We start from the raw sequence: 18348 nt of genomic DNA, 5'->3' as shown, positions 1-18348 counted from the left end.
GGTCCCACCTGACCCCATGCCGAACTCAGAAGTGAAACGCCGCAGCGCCGATGGTAGTGTGGGGCCTCCCCATGCGAGAGTAGGGAACTGCCAGGCATCAAACAAACGACAGAGCCTCAGCGAAAGCTGAGGCTTTTTCGTTTCTGCTTATCCAGATTTTGCGTATAAAACGTTGCTTGAAAGAACCGATCTCCAGTTGCTGAAACAGCCCCGGCATCCTGCCTGGGCTGACCATTTAATTTAGTGAATGACCTGAGATAAAAACATGCGTGTACGCTCTGACTTCGGATGAGCGAAAAATTCTTGTGGCGGCGCCTCTTCCACAATCTCCCCGCGATCCATAAATATCACCCGATCGGCAACAGTACGCGCGAATCCCATTTCATGGGTGACGCAAAGCATTGTCATACCATCTTCCGCCAGACCAATCATGGTATCCAACACCTCTTTTACCATCTCTGGATCGAGCGCCGAGGTCGGCTCATCGAACAGCATAATCTTCGGCTTCATACAGAGTGAGCGGGCGATAGCCACGCGTTGCTGCTGGCCACCGGAAAGCTGGCCGGGAAACTTATGAGCATGTTCGGCGATGCGTACGCGCTCCAGGTAATGCATCGCCAACTCTTCCGCCTGTTTCTTTGCGGTTTTACGTACCCAGATCGGCGCCAGCGTACAGTTCTGCAAGACAGTCAAATGCGGGAATAGATTAAAGTGCTGGAAAACCATCCCCACCTCAGTACGTACTTTCTCTATATTGCGTAAGTCATCATTCAGGTGAATACCGTCAACGACAATACGACCCTGCTGATGTTCTTCCAGGTGATTGATGCAGCGTATGGTGGTGGATTTACCTGAGCCGGATGGCCCGCACAGCACGATGCGTTCACGCGGCTTCACCGTCAGGTTGATATTTTTCAGTACATGAAACTGCCCATACCACTTATTAACGTTTTCCAGCGTAATCATGGCGTTAGAAGAATTAATTATAGAGGTCATGAGTGATCCTTAATGCGGCTTACGCCCGGTGTGAAAACGCTTCTCCAGGTACTGGCTGTAGCGCGACATGCTGAAACAGAAGATCCAATAGATCATGGCGGCGAAGACATAGCCTTCCGTCGACATGCCGAGCCAGGCGGGATCGACGGTAGCCTGCTGCACGCTGCTAAAAAGATCGAACAGGCCGATAATGATCACCAGGCTGGTATCTTTAAACAGCGCGATAATGGTATTAACCAGTCCAGGGATCGTCAGCTTTAGCGCCTGTGGCAGGATTACCAACAGCTGTGTTTTCCAGTAGCCCAGCGCCAGTGACTCGGCCGCTTCCGTCTGTCCTTTCGGCAGCGCCTGCAATCCGCCTCGCACAACTTCCGCAACGTAGGCTGACTGGAACAGGATAACGCCGACCAGCGCCCGCACCAGCTTATCGATACTGGTACCCTCTGCCATAAACAGCGGAAGCATTACCGATGACATAAACAGCACGGTAATCAGCGGCACGCCGCGCCAAAACTCAATAAAAATCACCGAGAGCGCCCGCACCACCGGCATGGTAGAACGCCGCCCCAGCGCCAGCAGAATACCCAGCGGCAGCGCGCCGGCGATACCCACTGCTGCGATAATCAGCGTCAGGGTTAAACCGCCCCACTGACGGGTCTCCACACGCTCAAGCCCAAAAATGCCGCCATACAGCATCAGCCAGACAAAAAGCGGAAACGCCACGGCCCAGACAGCGATATAGCGGCCGCGCTGCCGCAGGCGGCTGATAAACATCGGCACTAATGAAAGCAGGCCGACAACCAGCGTCATATTGATGCGCCAGCGAAGTTCATGCGGATAGAGTCCGTACATAAACTGGCCGAAACGCGCATGAACGAATACCCAGCAAGCGCCCTCTTTGGTGCAGTCAGCCCGGCTTTCGCCAAACCAGTTCGCCTGGAAGATGAGCCAGTTCAATGCTGGCGGAATAACCTGCCAGGCCAGCCACAGGCAGAGCAATGTCAGCAAAGAATTAAACCAACTGGAAAAAAGATTCTTACGCGCCCAGGCAGACGCGCGCATCACTGCGTTCGTTGAAACTGGGGGCGTATCATGTGTTGTCACCGTCATAATGTTCTGTACCTTTTAACGCTCGACCAGGGCGATTTTGCGGTTGTAGATATTCATCAGCAGAGAAATCAACAGGCTGATCGTCAGGTATACCGCCATGGTCATGGCAATGGTTTCAATCGCCTGACCGGTCTGGTTCAGCACCGTGCCGGCAAAAAGCGAAACCATATCGGGATAGCCGATGGCGGCCGCCAGCGATGAGTTTTTAACGATATTCAGATACTGACTGGTGAGCGGCGGAATAATGACCCGCATTGCCTGTGGAATGATCACCTGCCGCAGCGTCACCGGGTTCGGCAGGCCCAGCGACATCGCCGCTTCATGTTGCCCATAGGGTACGGACTGAATGCCGGAACGAATCACCTCCGCAATAAACGAAGAGGTGTAGATAGAAAGCGCCAATGTCAGCGCGGCCAATTCCGGGATCAGGGCGAAGCCGCCGCGGAAGTTGAAGCCACGCAGCGTGGGGACGTCCCAGTGCATCGCTGCGCCGAACAGCAAATGCGCGATAAAAGGAAAGATAACCAGCATCGCCAGCGCAGCGGGCCAGGTACGGCGCAGGCGGCCCGTTTTCAGTTGATAGTTACGGTTGTAGCGGAACAGCGCCACGGATGCGCCGATGGCCAGCAGCAGCGCGATAACAAACGGCCAGGTGCCAACGGTATATTCCGGCCAGGGGATATAAAGGCCGCGATTGCTGATAAACGCCAGGTCAAATGCGCTTAATGCCTGACGCGGACCTGGCAGATTACGCAGGACAGCGAAGTACCAGAAAAAGATTTGCAGCAGCGGCGGAATATTGCGGAAGATTTCGATATAGACCGCAGAGATTTTGCGCAGCAGCCAGTTGTCCGACAGGCGCGCCAGCCCGATGAAAAAGCCCAGAACCGACGCAAACACAATACAGAGGGCGGAAACCAGCAGGGTATTGGTTAAGCCCACCAGAAAAACGCGCGCGTAGGTATCGCCGTCGGTGTAGTCGATCAAATGCTGTACGATGCCGAAACCGGCGCCGCGTTCTAAAAAGCCGAAGCCGGAAGTAATACCCCGGCTCGCCAGATTAATAACCGTATTGTGGATGAGATATCCCACTACGGAGAAGACCGCAAGAATCGCGAGGATCTGGTAAAGCCAGGCGCGAACCGCAGGATTAGAGAATGAAAAATCCCTTTTCACGGTTGGGCGTTGAGACATAATGGACCTCAATAGCGAAAATGCCGGCATGGGCGCCGTAGTCGGCGCCCTGTATAACAACAGAAGAATTAACGTACCGGCGGCGCGTACTGGATACCACCATCTTTCCAGAGCGCGTTCTGGCCACGAGCAATTTTCAGCTGGCTATCTTTCCCCACGTTGCGATCGAAACTCTCCTGATAGTTGCCGACCTGTTTGATAATGTTATAAGCCCATTTATTGTCGAGTTTCAGATCCTTGCCAAAATCGCCTTCCGCGCCCAGCAGGTGCGCCATATCCGGCGTGGTGGGCTTAGCGGCCATCTGATCGACGTTTTTCGAATTTATGCCCATCTCTTCCGCATTCAGCATCGCGTAGAACGACCATTTCACAATCGTGAACCAATCATCATCGCCACGGCGCACCAGCGGCCCCAGCGGCTCTTTAGAAATCACTTCCGGCAGCACAATGAACTCGTCTGGCTTGCCGAGTTTGATGCGCAGCGCATAAAGCTGCGACTGGTCAGAGGCGAGCGTATCGCAGCGGCCGCTGTCCAGCGCTTTCGCTGATTCATCAGAACGGTCAAAGGTTACCGGCGTGTACTGCATCTTATTGGCTTTGAAATAGTCCGCCACATTGAGTTCGGTATCGGTGCCAGCCTGAATACAGACCGTCGCGCCATCCAACTCTTTTGCGCTTTTCAGCCCGGCCTTGTTATGGGTAAGAAAGCCGATGCCGTCGTAATAATTGACGCCAGCGAATAAAAAGCCCATGCCGCCGTCGCGGGATGAAGTCCAGGTCGTGTTGCGCGACAGCAAATCAACTTCGCCGGACTGCAGGGCGGTAAAGCGCTCTTTGGCGGTCAGCGGGGTATATTTCACCTTAGTGGCGTCGCCAAAGACGGCGGCGGCGGTAGCCCGGCAGACGTCAACATCCAGTCCGGTGAATTTGCCGTTGGCGTCCGCATAGGAAAAGCCCGGCAGGCCGTCGCTGATGCCGCACTGAACGAAACCTTTCTTCTTGATGGCATCCAGCGTCGCGCCGGCATGGGCCTGATTAGCCACGGCAAACAGCGACGCGGCGGTAACCAGAGCGGAAAGCATCTTTTTATTCATACATTATCCTGTGTGACGTGGTCGTATTGTTATGTTTGGTGACGAGCGCTTGTGCTTGCGCTTTTCCTGTCTGTGGCGGTCAGCCATCCACCACTCTGCAAAGAAAGTGCCAGAGTCGCAGATTCCTGATTTTCGTGAGGGCAGTATTGATAACCGAAGGTAACTGGAAAGTTTGGTTACTATCGCGCACCAGTATGATGCAGCGTAAGTCGACGCGATCACAAAGCGTGCAAAGAGTTTTACGCTATGTGAGCAATGTGAACTGGCGCGCACCAGCGTGGGGAATGTTCAGGGACGGGCATAAAAAAGCCCGCCTGTTTTGCAACAGGCGGGCGCTAAAGGTTCAGCTCGCTAGTAGAGCGAGGCGGCGCCGATCGGGCGCGTTTTAAAGCGGCGGTGCAGCCAGAGATACTGGCTTGGTGCGCGTAAAATTTCTTTCTCGATGACTTTATTCATATAGGCGGCGGCAGCCTGCTCATCATCCAGTGGGTAATCTTCCAGCTGAGGCTGGATCACCAGTTCATATCCCTGTCCGCGTTCTTTACGGATCAGAACGACGGTAATCATTGCCGGGCGCGCCAGGCGAGCCAGCATAAAGGTGCCGCTGGTGGTCGCGGCCTGCGGCACAGCGAACAACGGCGCGAACACGCTGCCTTTCGGACCGTAATCCTGATCCGGCGCGAACCATACCGCTTCGCCCTGTTTCAGGGCTTTCACCATGCCGCGCAGATCGCGACGGTCAATCATCGCTTTATTCGAACGGGTGCGGCCTTTAGTCTGCACCCACTCCATCAGTTTGCTGTTATGAGGGCGATACATCGCCATCATCGGCTGACAAAGCCCCATCGTACGTCCGCCCAGCTCCAGCGACATGAAGTGCACGCCGATAATTAGCGCGCCGCGCTTATTTTGCTGCGCCGTTTTCAGGTTGTGCAGACCATTCACCGTAAACCAGCGTTTCACGCGGCTATCGGGCCAGAACCAGGCCATCCCGGTTTCCATCAGGCCCATACCCAGCGATTCAAAGTTGTGCACAATACGCTGTTCCAGCTCGCAGGACGGCAGATCGGGGAAACAGAGCTCCAGGTTGCGACGCGTAATGCGCACACGCCTTGGTAGAAAGCGCATTGAAGTCCGGCCCATCCAGACGCCCAGTCGTTCAATCAGCGGAAAGGGGAGCTGAACCAGTAGAAAAAGAACGCCCAGACCGAACCAGTTCAGCCAGTAGCGCGGATGCAACAGATCAAAGGTGAAGGATGTAGATGATTTCATGACGCTCACTTATGCGTAAAAGAAGGATGTAGCGCATAATGACGTCAATCAATCGCGGTACAGATTCTCAGACACCGATCGGGAAGAGAAGTTAGGCGGGACGGCCCATATTTACAAAAAACGGACAATTCTTGCGGTCCAGACATTAAAAAAGGCGCATCCGGGAGGTGCGCCTTTTTTCACAGCGGTGAAGATTAATTCATGCCGTATTTTTTCAGTTTCTTACGCAGCGTACCGCGGTTAATGCCCATCATCAGGGCTGCACGGGTCTGGTTGCCACGGGTATATTGCATCACCATGTCCAACAGAGGCTGCTCTACTTCAGCCAGTACCAGCTCATACAGATCATTAACATCCTGACCATTCAATTGAGCAAAATAGTTCTTCAGTGCCTGTTTTACCGAATCACGCAGCGGCTTTTGCGTTACCTGATCCTGTGAGTTAACGGTAGAAACGGTCAGTACGTCAGAATTTACGCGTTGTTCGAACATAGTTCTGTCAGCTCTTTATTTCGTTTACGCAAGTTTTTCGAAGTATGCCTCCAACGCCTCCAGCTGTTCGCTGGCATCCTCAATGGCGTTGAATGTGCGCCGAAACTGGTCGTTTGGGGCATGCTCCTGGAGATACCAGGAGACGTGTTTTCGCGCAATACGGTATCCTTTGCCGTGACCGTAAAAGTCGTGCAGTTCCCGTATATGCCCGATTAGCAAGCGCTTCACTTCTGCCAACGGCATGGGTGGGAGCAACTCCCCAGTGTCCAGATAATGCTGGATTTCCCGGAAGATCCACGGTCTTCCCTGAGCGGCACGGCCTATCATCAGGGCATCAGCCCCCGTATAGTCGAGCACCGCCCTGGCCTTGTGCGGGTCAGTAATGTCTCCGTTCGCGATAACCGGAATGGAAACGTTCTGCTTAACTGTCCGAATGCTGTCGTATTCAGCGTTACCGTTGAACAAACAGGCGCGAGTACGTCCATGAATGGTCAGGGCCTGAATACCACAACGTTCAGCCAATTGGGCAATTTCAGTGCAATTACGATTTTCTGTATCCCAGCCGGTACGGATCTTTAAGGTCACCGGCACCTCTACGGCATTTACCACGGCGGTAAGAATACTCTTTACCACGTCAGGATATTGCAGCAGCGCGGAGCCAGCCATCTTACGATTCACCTTCTTAGCCGGGCAGCCCATATTGATATCAATAACCTGTGCGCCGGATGCCACATTAATCCGCGCCGCTTCGGCCATATCATCAGGATCGCAACCGGCAATCTGCACGGTGCGAATTCCGGGCTCGTCACTGTGTACCATACGCAAACGAGACTTATCGCTGGCCCAAACTTCCGGGTTTGACGACATCATCTCGGAAACGGTCATCCCGGCTCCCATCTGATAACAGAGCGTTCTGAAAGGCCTGTCGGTAATACCGGCCATCGGAGCGGCTATCAATTGATTACGGAGCTGGTGTTGTCCAATGCGCATGAAAAAGAAGTGACCATATCTACTCGCAAGGCGGCGTATATTACGCATTTTTTACTGAAGATGAAAGGCCAAACTTTGAACAATCAGTGTGGAAAAATCATGGAAAAGTGGGTTACTGTTTAGCCTTTAAAAGTTTGCTTATTAAAAACAATGGCTTAAAAATATAAGCTGAAATTGTGAGCAAAGATTTTTCTTAATTTGTGATCGCTTTCGCAATATAAAAGCAGCTTTCCGGCAGATAAAACCGGACATTCCGCGGCATGGTCATGCCGGAAAGCGTAGCAAAGACGGCAAAAGGCAGCGGTTCAGTTCACTATTTGCCGCCCATTAAGCGGCTGTAATGGACGATTATTGGCATGAATGAGCGCCTTGGTAAACTGCGTCAACTGCGCTGGTGAGGCCTCTACCTGCTGCTTCATCACCAGCCAAATGACGCCTTCGCTGCAGGGCGGCGTGGTCAGCGAACCGCTAAAACGATAATAGTGCCTGTCCTCAGGATAAAGATGCGTTAACTGCAATTTCTGCTGCAACGCCTGCACTTGATGCTGCTTCGGCGGCAGCGAGCTCAGAATCATGTCCAGTGCAGGGTTATCGTCGCCAGCAACCACCATCACGGCAATCACGGCCAGCTCACCGTTAGCGTTCTCATGCACAAAATGGATCTCCAGCGGAAAGCTTTGCCCATTGATATGATTTTCGCTGGGAGCGTGAAAATGGAACTGCCTGAGCGTCCAGCGCTGATCGTCCAGCAGGAAATCATCGTCATCCTCCACTTCAATCTGCACCGTATGGCCATTGTTGACGATGGATTTCGCATGGGGATGAAAGCTGAGCTGAAGCGGCGGCAGGTTGCCGTTTATGGGATGTTGGATATTGACAGGCGACTGATACATACCTTTATTGCAGGTCTGCCAGCGCTCACTGAGTTCGCCCCAGTGTTCCGGCGATGCTTTGCCTTCATAGGACCATTGAATTCCCGCCAGCGCGGGCGTCATCCAGGTTAGCGCCAGCGCCAATAACGCCGTTGAGGTTTTTTTCATCCTGATCTTCCTTCTGTAGGATTGATATCGGCGCTTCATGCGCCGTCCGGTCGGGACGATAAACGCCCAACCAGCACAGGAGAGTATAAAATAGTGCCGGAGAAAAAGTGGCAAAAAAAGCGAAAGCGAGAAGGGACGAAAATAGCGCGCTGCGACAGCATTTCACAGCGCGCGAAGAAGACTTAGCGGCGGACGCCGGTAATACGGCACCATTCCTCTTTTTCCGCTACCGGATCGAGCGTGAAGCGTTCTTCATAGGCTTCACACACGCTTTCCGCCTGGCTGGCGAGAATACCTGACAGACCGAGATAGCCGCCGGATTTAGGCAGCACGCTAATCAACGGCGCCAGCTCACGCAGCGGTCCGGCGAGAATGTTCGCCACTACCACGTCGGCGCTGAGATCGGCCGGCTGCTCGTGGGGCAGATAAAGCGACAGACGATCGGAGACGCCGTTGCGCTCGGCATTATCGCGACTGGCCTGAATAGCCTGCGGATCGATATCGATACCGATAGCCTGCGCCGCGCCGAGCTTCAGCGCCGCGATCGCCAGAATGCCGGAGCCGCAGCCGAAATCGATAACGGTTTTACCTTGCAGATCGAGCCCGTCCAGCCAGCTCAGGCAGAGCGCCGTGGTCGGGTGCGTGCCGGTGCCGAAGGCCAGACCCGGATCGAGCATCACATTCACCGCATCCGGTTCGGGCACGTCGCGCCAGCTGGGGCAGATCCACAAACGCTGACCGAAACGCATAGGATGAAAGTTCTCCATCCATTCGCGCTCCCAGTCTTTATCTTCGATCTGCTCGATCTTATGGCGGAAGCCTGGACCTAACAGCGGATCCTGCTCCAGCAGGCTGACCACTTCCGCCATATCCGTTTCGGCATCAAACAGGCCGATAGCGTCAGTATCGCCCCACAGACGCGTTTCGCCTGGCAGCGGCTCGAATACCGGCGTGTCATGCGTATCCTGGAAGGTCACCGACACGGCACCCTGTTCCATTAACAGGTCACCCAGCGCTTCCGCATCCGCGCCGGTAGTGTTGATCTTAATTTGTATCCAGGGCATAGCGATTCTCTTTATTCATACAGTGAAGAGGCGTCATCCGGCGCAGGCGCCGAACGACCAAACAGATTACCGATAACAAAGGCCAACAGGCTTAACAGCAGCGCCGGCACAATCGGATGAAAGCCGCCCGGCTCCAGATGCAGCGCTGCCAGCAGCGTATAGGAGGCGGCGCCGACGATCATCGCGCTCAGGGCGCCCGCCGCGTTGGCTTTTTCCCAGTAGAGGCCTAATACCAGCGGCCACAGGAACACTGCTTCCAGCCCGCCGAACGCCAGCAGGTTCAGCCAGATAATCATATCGGGCGGACTCCACGCCGCCAGCAGCAGCAGTAGACCGAGCACCAGCGTAATCATGCCGGACAGACGGCGCAGGCGCAGCTCGTTATTCAGCTGCTGCGGATAAAGGCGTAAATAGAGATCTTTAACGATCGTCGCGGAGGACTGCAACAGCTGCGCGTTGATCGTCGACATGATCGCCGCCATCGGCGCCGCCAGAAAGATCCCGGCGGCAAAAGGCGGCAGCACCGCGAGCATCAGCGTTGGGATCACGCGATCCGGCACTGTCAGATCGGGCAGGATCGCCCGGCCCAGAGCGCCCGCCAGATGCATGCCCAGCATCAGCACCGCTACCACAATGGTGCCGACGACGATGCCGCGATGCACCGCCTTGCTGTCTTTATAGGAGATGCAGCGCACCGCCGTGTGTGGCAGCCCAATCACGCCAAAGCAGACCAGCACCACGAACGAGGAAAGGAAGGTCGGCGTAATAATATTGTCGACGCCCTGTGGGGTCACCAGGCGCGGATCGATTTGTTGAAGTTTGGTGACGGCTGCGTGCATGCCGCCCGCGGCGTGCACCACGGCGAACAGCAGCAGAAAAGTGCCGATCAGCATCACCAGGCCCTGCATCGCATCATTCAGCACGCTGGCGCGGAAGCCGCCGAACGCCGTGTAAAGCGCAATGGTGCCGCCGAAAATCAGCAGGCCGGTATTGTAAGGAATGCCCGCCGCGGTCTCCAGCAGTCTGGCGCCGCCGATAAACTGCACCGTCATCGCGCCGACGAATGCTACCAGCAGGCTGAGGCTGGAAAGCCAGACCAGCAGCGGGCTGCGGTAGCGCGCATAGAGCATGTCGTTGAGCGTGACCGCATGATAACGACGCGCGAGAATAGCGAACTTTTTGCCCAGCACTCCCAGCGACAACCAGACGGCTGGCACCTGAACCATCGCCAGCAGCACCCAGCCGAGACCATACTTATAGGCGGCGCCCGGCCCGCCGATAAACGAGCTGGCGCTGATATAGGTGGTGGTCAGCGTCATCGCCAACACGAAACCGCCCATTGAACGCCCGCCGAGAAAATATTCGTTCAGAAAGTTGCCGGTGCGCCGTTTACGCATGGCGTAGAGGGAGAGAGCGGCGATCAGCAGCAGGTAGCCCAGCAGGGGAAGGATGACTTCAGCTTTCATGATTATCCTCCAGCGGGATATCGCGGAAGACCACGCGGATCATCAGCCAGCAGAGAAAGATAAACAGCAGCGGGGCGAAAAAGCAGGAGAGTTCAAACCAGCGAGGCAGGCCGGTAACGCCGGGCTGCATGCCGCCCAGCCAGGCGCAAAGCGCCCATACCGCCAGATACGCCAGCGCCAGCCAGAAGGACCAGCGGGCCTCGCGGTGTGCCTGGATAAAGCGCGCATCCATAAGAGAGCCTTTCATTATGTGCGAAACCAGAATGAGAAAAGGCCGGACAAGCCGGCCTCAGACAGGGCAACGGGAGAATTACTTCTCCGCCAGACCCAGCTTTTTCTCCAGGTAGTGGATGTTGGTTCCACCGTGCTGGAAGTTTTCGTCTGACATGATCTTCATCTGCAGCTCAACGTTGGTTTTGATGCCGTCGATGATCAGCTCAGCCAGTGCGTTTTTCATGCGGGCAATCGCCACGTCACGGTTTTCACCGTAGGTAATCAGCTTGCCGATCATGGAGTCGTAGTAGGGCGGCACGCTGTAACCGGCATAAATATGCGATTCCCAACGCACGCCAAAACCGCCTGGCGCATGGAAACGGGTAATTTTGCCCGGACTCGGCAGAAAAGTGTTCGGATCTTCCGCATTGATACGGCATTCCACCGCGTGGCCTTTCACCACCACCTCTTCCTGCTTGATAGAAAGCGGCTGGCCTGCTGCGATGCGCAGCTGCTCTTTGATCAAATCCACGCCGGTGATCATCTCGGTAACCGGATGCTCAACCTGAATACGGGTGTTCATCTCGATAAAGTAGAACTCGCCGTTTTCATACAGGAACTCGAAGGTGCCTGCGCCGCGGTAACCGATCTCCACGCACGCCTGGGTACAGCGTTCGCCGATATAGCGACGCATTTCCATGGTAATGCCCGGCGCCGGCGCTTCTTCTACCACTTTCTGGTGACGACGCTGCATAGAGCAGTCGCGTTCCGCCAGATAGATGGCGTTGCCCTGACCGTCCGCCAACACCTGAATCTCGATGTGGCGCGGGTTTTCAAGGTACTTCTCCATGTAGACCATGTCGTTGTTGAAAGCGGCTTTCGCTTCCGCACGGGTCATGTTAATGGAGTTTTCCAGCTCTTTATCGCTGCGAACGACGCGCATACCGCGCCCGCCGCCGCCGCCGGAGGCTTTGATAATTACCGGATAGCCGATGCGCTTGGCGATGGCGCGGTTCTTATCCATATCGTCGCCCAGCGGACCGTCAGAACCCGGCACGCAAGGCACGCCCGCTTTTTTCATCGCGTTGATTGCAGAAACTTTGTCGCCCATCAGGCGAATCGTTTCGGCACGCGGACCGATGAAAATAAAGCCGGAACGCTCTACCTGCTCGGCAAAGTCGGCGTTTTCAGACAGGAAGCCGTAGCCTGGGTGAATCGCCACCGCGCCGGTGATTTCCGCTGCGGAGATCAGCGCCGGAATGTTCAGGTAGCTTTTAACTGAGGGCGCCGGACCGATACATACGGTCTCGTCCGCCAGCAGCACATGTTTCAGATCGCGATCCGCCGTAGAGTGTACCGCAACGGTTTTGATGCCCAGTTCTTTACAGGCACGCAAAATGCGCAGAGCGATCTCACCGCGGTTAGCAATAACAATTTTATCCAGCATGGTGCGCCTCGTTATTCGATGACGACCAGCGGCTCGTCAAACTCAACAGGTTGACCGCTTTCGACCAGGATAGCTTTAACCACGCCCGCCTTGTCTGCTTCGATCTGGTTCATCATCTTCATGGCTTCAACGATGCACAGGGTATCGCCGATATTCACTTTCTGACCGACTTCGACAAACGCTTTCGCATCCGGGCTCGGCGTACGATAGAAGGTGCCGACCATCGGAGAGCGCACGATGTGGCCGCTCAGTTCCGCAGCGGCAGGCGCTTCGATCGCTGGCGCAGCGGCAGGCGCTACAGCGGTAGCCAGAGCAGGCTGCGGAGCTGGCGCGGCGTAAGCCTGTTGCATCATCGGATAAGCGGGAGCTGCAGGTGCGCGGCTGATGCGAACGGATTCCTCGCCTTCAGAGATTTCAAGTTCGGCGATACCGGATTCTTCAACCAGTTCGATCAGTTTTTTAATCTTACGAATATCCATGAGTGTGGGTCCGTACTCTATTTAATTTGATTTGACAGGCGTTTTACTGCCGTTTGTAAAGCCCAGGTGTAACCGTCGACGCCAAGTCCACAGATTACGCCGGCAGCAATATCAGAAAGCCAGGAATGGTGGCGAAAGGGCTCGCGGGCATGTACGTTGGTGATATGCACCTCGATAAAAGGGATATCTACCGCCAGCAATGCATCGCGCAGCGCTACGCTGGTATGCGTAAAGGCCGCCGGGTTAATGACGATATAATCGACATTGCCTCTCGCCTCATGAATACGCTCAATCAGAACGTGTTCTGCATTCGACTGCAAATGGCTGAGTTTCACATTCAACGCGCTGGCCTGCGATGTCAGATCGTCAACGATCCCGGTCAGCGTGCTGCGCCCATATTTTTCCGGTTCGCGCGTCCCCAGTAAATTGAGGTTCGGACCGTTCAAGAGCAGAATATGAAAATCGTGCGCCATTTTGCTGCTATCTCCTGCAATAATTGAGGCATCGCGTAAAATACCTCGTGAGAAGCTATTTGTCACCTTTCTGGAGGCGAAAAATAGCCCGTCACTGCAACCGAAGCTGGGCATTATAATGATTTCGTTGCTTTTCGCAGCTAAATACTGGTCTTATCTGCGAAGTTTATCAACCACGGTTAATGAAAGATTTAGTTAAACAGTATGGATATGTGGGATGCGGCACAGATCGCGCCGCTATTTTACAAACCAGCGCCAAAACTTTTTATAGCGCCAGGCGAGCAGGATAAGCGCCAAAAGCGCATAGATCAGCGGCTGCGGAGAAAGAACTTTTACCGACCAGATATAGTGAACCGGCGCGAGGATCGCCACCAGATAAATCATATTGTGCAGAGTTTGCCAGCGGCGTCCCAGTTTTCGCTGCGCCTTCTGGAAAGAAGTGAGCGCCAGCGCCAGCAACGTCAGCCAGCTGATAATCCCCAGCGTCAGATAAGGACGTGAAATCAGTTCCGATCCCAGCAGTCGCAGATTGTTAAGGCCCAGCTCCAACAGCGAATAGCTCAGCAGATGCAGCGTCGCCCAGGCGAAACACCACAGCCCCAACAGGCGGCGCACCCGAATCAGCAGCGGCTGGCGTCCATAGCGCGCCAGCGGCGAAACCAGCAGGGTGGCGAGCAGGAACTTCAGCGCCATGCGGCCGGTAAAGTGCTGAATATCTTTCGCCGGGTCGGCGCTAAAGCCGGTACCCTGCAGCACGGCGAAAATCAGCCACAATAAGGGCAACAGTCCCGCCAGATGCAGCAGGACTTTCAGGCCGGTTATCTGTTTTAACGTCAGACGCACTCAGAAATTCTCCCGCAAATCGAGCCCGCGATAGAGCGACGCCACCTGGTCGCCATAGCCGTTGAACAGCAATGTCGGCTGGCGATCGACATTCAGAATGCCGCCGGCGCCGATAAAGCGTTCGGTCGCCTGCGACCAGCGCGGATGATCCACATGCGGATTCACATTGGCGAAAAAGCCATACTCATCCGGCGCCAGCTGATTCCAGGTGGTCGGCGGACGATCGCGCGTCAGCTTAATGTGCACGATCGATTTGATGCCCTTAAAGCCATATTTCCACGGTACCGTCAGACGGACAGGCGCGCCGTTTTGCGGCGGCAGCGCTTTGCCATAAACGCCGGTAGAAAGCAGGGTCAACGGATGCATCGCCTCATCCAGACGCAGCCCTTCGACATAGGGATAATCCAGCCCGCCGCCAATAAAACGATCCTTCTGGCCAGGCATCTGATCAGGGGCATATACCGTCTGGAAAGCGACAAAACGCGCATTGCTGGTGGGCTCGGCGGCTTTCAGCAACTGGCCCAGCTCAAAGCCGACCCAGGGGATCACCATCGACCAGGCTTCCACGCAGCGCATGCGGTAGATACGCTGCTGCTGCGGAAAGCGCTTGAAAATATCATCCATATCGAGCGTAAGCGGCCTGGCGACCTCGCCGTCGATGCGGATCTTCCAGTCATCCGTTTTCAGGCTGCCAGCGTTGGCGGCCGGATCGGCTTTATCGAGCCCGAACTCATAGAAGTTGTTATAACCGCTGACTTTATCTTCCGGCGTGAGCGGCAGGGAGGATTGCCAGGCTTCCGGTTTGCTGAAATCGAGCGGACGGCCCGCTGGCGCAGGTGGTCGATCGTTGCCCTTGAACCAGGAAAGTACATCGGCGCGTGCGGCGCCAGGGACGGTAAGCGCCGCGGCGCTTAAACCGAGCGCCTTCAAAATCTGTCGGCGCTGCTGATGGAAAATCGTTTCGGGTGTGATATCAGCTTCAGTGAGCTTAGTGACCGGCTTCATAACGCGACTCCTGTGCAATCTCCCTGCGGCGCGGCAGGGAGCAGATAAGTAAGCATGCAGCAAAAAGTCGGACCGGGACGATTTTTCACATTAAAATGTGAAATTTCCTGGCGCTTATCCCTGAGTCACTTTCACCAGCGTACGTCCGGTGACTTCATTATTTAGCAGACGGCGAGCGGCGTCTGCGGCGTCGCTCAGCGCCACTTCCACCGTCGCCTGCTGATAAAAGCTGGCGGGAACGGTTTTCACCAGTCGTTTCCAGGCTTCAAGACGGCGCGGCGTCGGCGTTTGCACCGAATCGACGCCCTGCAGGCGCACGTTGCGCAGAATAAACGGCATCACCGAGGTTGGCAGCGCAAAGCCGCCCGCAAGACCGCAGGCGGCGACAACGCCGGAGTAGTGCATCTGCGCCAGTACGCTGGCCAGCACTTTGTCGCCGACAGTATCGATGGCCCCTGCCCAGCGCTGTTTTTCCAACGGACGACTGTCGCTGCTGAACTCGCTGCGCGGCAGCACGTTAGCGGCGCCCAACTGACGCAGATAATCGCCGTTGCTTTCCCGTCCGCTGACTGCCGTCACCTGATAACCCAGCGCGTTCAGCAGGGCGACGGCGGTGCTGCCGACGCCGCCGCTGGCGCCGGTCACCAGCACGTCGACTTTATCGGGCGTCACGCCGCCTTCTTCCAGCGCCATGACGCACAGCATCGCAGTGAAGCCGGCGGTGCCCAAAATCATTGCCTGGCGGTCGCTTAATCCTTCCGGCAGCGGCACCAGCCAGTCGCCGTTAACGCGCGCCTGTTCCGCCAGCCCGCCCCAGTGCGTTTCTCCCACGCCGAAGCCGGTCAGCACTACCTGCTGCCCGACATGAAAACGCGGATCTTCGCTGTGGCGCACCGTACCGGCAAAATCGATGCCGGGCACCATCGGGAACTGGCGAATGATTTTGCCTTTGCCCGTAATCGCAAGTGCGTCTTTATAGTTGATGCCTGACCAGTTAACATCCACGGTCACGTTACCTGCCGGCAGCTGCTCTGGTGAAATGTCGCGTAATACCGTCTGGTATACGCCGTCAGTTTGTTCTATCAGTAAAGCCTGCATGAGATTCTCCTGAATTTGATTTTCGTTGGTAACGACCGGGTCTCTGGCAACTATACTCGCCGGAGGGTCACAGAGGCTGACCAGCCGCAAATAAACCGCGGACGTTTGCGGTTATTTAACGTTGCCGGCATGAAAAGTTTTAGATCACTAACAATCTGGCACCCGCTTCTGAACGTCAATGGCGTGGTCATAACCGCAGTGAAAAAGGCACAGGGATGCGATTAACCACAAAACTGTCAGCGTTTGTCACGCTGCTTATCACTCTGGCAATGGTATTAATGCTCGTCGGCTGCGCGCTAAGTTTTTTCTGGCTGCGCAGCGAGCGCGTGGAAAGACAGGTGCAGTCGCTGATGACGGAGGTCGATCAGGCGCTGTTGACGAAAAGCGTCGCCGAGCTGAAGCCGTGGCTACAACGTATCATGCCGCTAATGGATATCGAACAGCTGCAGATCCGCAACCAGCAGGATGTGATTCTCAATCTTTCTCGTCATCAATATCCGCTCATCGAGGACGAGCCCAATCGCTTCCGCCGTTACGATTTGGCGATGCTGCATCAGCAGGGCTGGACGATGCGCGTGGAGCTGCTCGACCCGGCCAATACCTGGTTTCGTTCCTATATTGGTTCCTCTACGCTGGTCGTGGTGTTGCTGGTGGCGACGATCATGATGCTGCTGCTGCTGCCCACGCATCGCTGGCTGTGGCGACAGTTAAAAGGGATGGAAAGCCTGGAAATGCGTGCCGAAAGGATTATTGAGGGCGAGCGCCGCGGCATCGGACGCGGCAACGTCAATGAATGGCCGCCGAAAGCGTCGACCGCGCTCGATCTGCTGCTGGACGATCTCCATGAAGCGCGCGAGCAGCGCACCCGCATCGACACCTTAATCCGCGCCTTTACCGCGCAGGACGCCACGACCGGCCTCAATAATCGGCTCTTTTTCGATAATCAGCTGGCGACGCTGCTGGAAGATCAGGAAAACGTCGGCACGCATGGCGTGGTGATGATGATCCGCCTGCCCGATTTTGACAGCCTGAGCGAGAAGTGGGGGCACGCGCCGGTGAAAGAGTATCTGTTTGCGCTGGTGAACATGCTCTCTACCTTTGTGATGCGCTATCCTGGCGCACTGCTGGCGCGCTACTTCCGCAGCGACTTTATGGTGTTGCTGCCCCATCGCACGTTAAAAGAGGCTGACGGCATTGCCGCCCAGCTGATCAAAGCGGTGGACGCGCTGCCGCCGACGGCGATGATCGATCGGCAAAATATGATGCATATCGGCATCAGCGCCTGGCGCAGCGGGCAGACCACGCAGCAGGTCATGGAGAGCGTAGAACAGGCGACGCGCCACGCCTCATTGCAGGGCGGCAACACCTGGGTCACCGGTGAAGGAACGGACAGCGACGGCGGACGCGGCAGCGTAAAATGGCGCACGCTGCTGGAGCATACCCTGAAGCGCGGCGGTCCAAGGCTTTATCAGAAGCCCGCCGTTCTGCGCGACGGACGCGTGCATCACCGCGAAATGCTGCCGCGCATTTACGATGGCGAAAAAGAGCTGCTGGCCGCGGAGTTTATGCCGCTGGTGCAGCAGATGGGGCTGGCGGAGGCGTATGACCGCCAGCTGATGCAGCGTATCCTGACGCTCTCCGCCTGCTGGCCGCAGGAGACGCTGGCGGTGCCTATTACGATTGACTCTCTATTGCAGCCCGGCTTCCAGCGCACCCTGCGTGATATGCTGTTGCAGTGTACAAAATCGCAGCGACAGCGTTTTTTATTTGAACTTGCAGAGGCGGAAGTGTGTCAACACTTCAATCGATTACAGCCGGCGCTGCGTTTATTGAAAGGCTTCGGCTGTCGCCTGGCGGTCAATCAGGCGGGTCTGACGGTGGTCAGCACCGCCTATATCACCCTGGCGGGCGTGGAGCTGATCAAGCTCCATCCGAGCCTGGTGCGCAACATCGATCGCCGTACGGAAAACCAGCTGTTTGTGAAAAGCCTGCTGGAAGTGTGCCGCATGACGCCGACGCAGGTATTCGCCGCGGGCGTCAGAACGCGCGACGAATGGCAAACGCTTTCAGCGC

At 55.8% G+C, this 18348-nt stretch carries 18 protein-coding genes and 1 rRNA gene; 2 read left to right on the top strand and 17 right to left on the bottom strand.

What is annotated here, in order from left to right; all coding sequences use genetic code 11:
* Positions 1 to 96 (top strand): 5S ribosomal RNA (gene rrf / locus MYY08_RS18445); the annotation flags it as partial.
* Between the two features lie 144 nt (positions 97 to 240).
* Here rrf and MYY08_RS18440 read toward each other — a convergent pair.
* From MYY08_RS18440 to acuI, 17 genes are all read right to left on the bottom strand, one after another.
* A complete protein-coding gene (locus MYY08_RS18440) occupies positions 241 to 996 on the bottom strand; it encodes an amino acid ABC transporter ATP-binding protein (RefSeq protein ID WP_038628882.1) in 756 nt (251 codons plus the stop codon).
* A gap of 9 nt (positions 997 to 1005) precedes the next feature.
* Positions 1006 to 2106 carry an amino acid ABC transporter permease gene (locus MYY08_RS18435; RefSeq protein ID WP_084970266.1) on the bottom strand — a complete coding sequence of 367 codons (1101 nt, stop codon included), beginning with the start codon at positions 2104 to 2106 and terminating at the stop codon, positions 1006 to 1008.
* A 15-nt stretch (positions 2107 to 2121) separates the two neighbouring features.
* On the bottom strand, positions 2122 to 3300 hold the full coding sequence (locus MYY08_RS18430) for an amino acid ABC transporter permease (protein WP_038628878.1): 1179 nt from the start codon (positions 3298 to 3300) through the stop codon (positions 2122 to 2124).
* A 68-nt stretch (positions 3301 to 3368) separates the two neighbouring features.
* The gene (locus tag MYY08_RS18425; RefSeq protein ID WP_038628876.1) at positions 3369 to 4394 is read right to left on the bottom strand and encodes an amino acid ABC transporter substrate-binding protein; all 1026 of its coding nucleotides are present in this window, start codon (positions 4392 to 4394) and stop codon (positions 3369 to 3371) included.
* A gap of 351 nt (positions 4395 to 4745) precedes the next feature.
* Positions 4746 to 5666 carry a kdo(2)-lipid IV(A) palmitoleoyltransferase gene (lpxP, locus tag MYY08_RS18420; RefSeq protein ID WP_084970264.1) on the bottom strand — a complete coding sequence of 307 codons (921 nt, stop codon included), beginning with the start codon at positions 5664 to 5666 and terminating at the stop codon, positions 4746 to 4748.
* Positions 5667 to 5860: 194 nt separating this feature from the next.
* On the bottom strand, positions 5861 to 6157 hold the full coding sequence (gene fis / locus MYY08_RS18415) for a DNA-binding transcriptional regulator Fis (RefSeq protein WP_000462905.1): 297 nt from the start codon (positions 6155 to 6157) through the stop codon (positions 5861 to 5863).
* Between the two features lie 24 nt (positions 6158 to 6181).
* On the bottom strand, positions 6182 to 7147 hold the full coding sequence (gene dusB, locus MYY08_RS18410) for a tRNA dihydrouridine synthase DusB (protein ID WP_038630166.1): 966 nt from the start codon (positions 7145 to 7147) through the stop codon (positions 6182 to 6184).
* A gap of 305 nt (positions 7148 to 7452) precedes the next feature.
* On the bottom strand, positions 7453 to 8187 hold the full coding sequence (locus MYY08_RS18405; RefSeq protein ID WP_288015359.1) for a carbonic anhydrase: 735 nt from the start codon (positions 8185 to 8187) through the stop codon (positions 7453 to 7455).
* Positions 8188 to 8369: 182 nt separating this feature from the next.
* Positions 8370 to 9251 (bottom strand): 50S ribosomal protein L11 methyltransferase, encoded by an 882-nt coding sequence (prmA, locus tag MYY08_RS18400; protein ID WP_038628865.1) that lies wholly within the window; start codon positions 9249 to 9251, stop codon positions 8370 to 8372.
* An 11-nt stretch (positions 9252 to 9262) separates the two neighbouring features.
* Positions 9263 to 10717 carry a sodium/pantothenate symporter gene (gene panF, locus MYY08_RS18395; protein WP_038628863.1) on the bottom strand — a complete coding sequence of 485 codons (1455 nt, stop codon included), beginning with the start codon at positions 10715 to 10717 and terminating at the stop codon, positions 9263 to 9265.
* Positions 10707 to 10949, bottom strand: a complete 243-nt coding sequence (locus MYY08_RS18390; protein WP_038628861.1) for a YhdT family protein — start codon at positions 10947 to 10949, stop codon at positions 10707 to 10709. The genes panF and MYY08_RS18390 overlap by 11 nt, the downstream gene beginning before the upstream one ends.
* 78 nt (positions 10950 to 11027) lie before the next feature.
* A complete protein-coding gene (gene accC, locus MYY08_RS18385; RefSeq protein WP_038628859.1) occupies positions 11028 to 12377 on the bottom strand; it encodes an acetyl-CoA carboxylase biotin carboxylase subunit in 1350 nt (449 codons plus the stop codon).
* Positions 12378 to 12388: 11 nt separating this feature from the next.
* Complete coding sequence (gene accB, locus MYY08_RS18380) at positions 12389 to 12856, bottom strand: acetyl-CoA carboxylase biotin carboxyl carrier protein (RefSeq protein WP_038628858.1); 468 nt, start codon at positions 12854 to 12856, stop codon at positions 12389 to 12391.
* A gap of 17 nt (positions 12857 to 12873) precedes the next feature.
* On the bottom strand, positions 12874 to 13329 hold the full coding sequence (gene aroQ / locus MYY08_RS18375; RefSeq protein WP_038628856.1) for a type II 3-dehydroquinate dehydratase: 456 nt from the start codon (positions 13327 to 13329) through the stop codon (positions 12874 to 12876).
* Between the two features lie 237 nt (positions 13330 to 13566).
* Complete coding sequence (gene msrQ / locus MYY08_RS18370) at positions 13567 to 14172, bottom strand: protein-methionine-sulfoxide reductase heme-binding subunit MsrQ (RefSeq protein WP_038628854.1); 606 nt, start codon at positions 14170 to 14172, stop codon at positions 13567 to 13569.
* Complete coding sequence (gene msrP, locus MYY08_RS18365; RefSeq protein ID WP_038628852.1) at positions 14173 to 15177, bottom strand: protein-methionine-sulfoxide reductase catalytic subunit MsrP; 1005 nt, start codon at positions 15175 to 15177, stop codon at positions 14173 to 14175.
* A 114-nt stretch (positions 15178 to 15291) separates the two neighbouring features.
* Positions 15292 to 16275, bottom strand: a complete 984-nt coding sequence (gene acuI / locus MYY08_RS18360) for an acrylyl-CoA reductase (NADPH) (RefSeq protein WP_288015354.1) — start codon at positions 16273 to 16275, stop codon at positions 15292 to 15294.
* A gap of 215 nt (positions 16276 to 16490) precedes the next feature.
* On the opposite strand from acuI, the gene csrD reads away from it, so the two are divergent.
* Positions 16491 to 18348, top strand: a 1858-nt coding sequence (gene csrD / locus MYY08_RS18355; RefSeq protein ID WP_288015351.1) for an RNase E specificity factor CsrD, incomplete at its 3' end; no start/stop codon positions are given.

This window comes from Mixta sp., assembly GCF_024610815.1.
Taxonomy (GTDB): Bacteria; Pseudomonadota; Gammaproteobacteria; order Enterobacterales; family Enterobacteriaceae; genus Mixta; species Mixta calida.
This window is presented reverse-complemented; position numbering and strand designations above follow the sequence as displayed.

Bases quoted from the DNA above. Each gene is read 5' to 3' on its own strand.
- fis (WP_000462905.1), bottom strand. From the start codon at position 6,157: ATGTTCGAACAACGCGTAAATTCTGACGTACTGACCGTTTCTACCGTT.
- dusB (WP_038630166.1), bottom strand. From the start codon at position 7,147: ATGCGCATTGGACAACACCAGCTCCGTAATCAATTGATAGCCGCTCCG.
- accC (WP_038628859.1), bottom strand. From the start codon at position 12,377: ATGCTGGATAAAATTGTTATTGCTAACCGCGGTGAGATCGCTCTGCGC.
- MYY08_RS18390 (WP_038628861.1), bottom strand. From the start codon at position 10,949: ATGGATGCGCGCTTTATCCAGGCACACCGCGAGGCCCGCTGGTCCTTC.
- MYY08_RS18425 (WP_038628876.1), bottom strand. From the start codon at position 4,394: ATGAATAAAAAGATGCTTTCCGCTCTGGTTACCGCCGCGTCGCTGTTT.
- accB (WP_038628858.1), bottom strand. From the start codon at position 12,856: ATGGATATTCGTAAGATTAAAAAACTGATCGAACTGGTTGAAGAATCC.
- msrP (WP_038628852.1), bottom strand. From the start codon at position 15,177: ATGAAGCCGGTCACTAAGCTCACTGAAGCTGATATCACACCCGAAACG.
- lpxP (WP_084970264.1), bottom strand. From the start codon at position 5,666: ATGAAATCATCTACATCCTTCACCTTTGATCTGTTGCATCCGCGCTAC.
- aroQ (WP_038628856.1), bottom strand. From the start codon at position 13,329: ATGGCGCACGATTTTCATATTCTGCTCTTGAACGGTCCGAACCTCAAT.
- MYY08_RS18440 (WP_038628882.1), bottom strand. From the start codon at position 996: ATGACCTCTATAATTAATTCTTCTAACGCCATGATTACGCTGGAAAAC.
- acuI (WP_288015354.1), bottom strand. From the start codon at position 16,275: ATGCAGGCTTTACTGATAGAACAAACTGACGGCGTATACCAGACGGTA.
- prmA (WP_038628865.1), bottom strand. From the start codon at position 9,251: ATGCCCTGGATACAAATTAAGATCAACACTACCGGCGCGGATGCGGAA.
- MYY08_RS18430 (WP_038628878.1), bottom strand. From the start codon at position 3,300: ATGTCTCAACGCCCAACCGTGAAAAGGGATTTTTCATTCTCTAATCCT.
- MYY08_RS18405 (WP_288015359.1), bottom strand. From the start codon at position 8,187: ATGAAAAAAACCTCAACGGCGTTATTGGCGCTGGCGCTAACCTGGATG.
- panF (WP_038628863.1), bottom strand. From the start codon at position 10,717: ATGAAAGCTGAAGTCATCCTTCCCCTGCTGGGCTACCTGCTGCTGATC.
- MYY08_RS18435 (WP_084970266.1), bottom strand. From the start codon at position 2,106: ATGACGGTGACAACACATGATACGCCCCCAGTTTCAACGAACGCAGTG.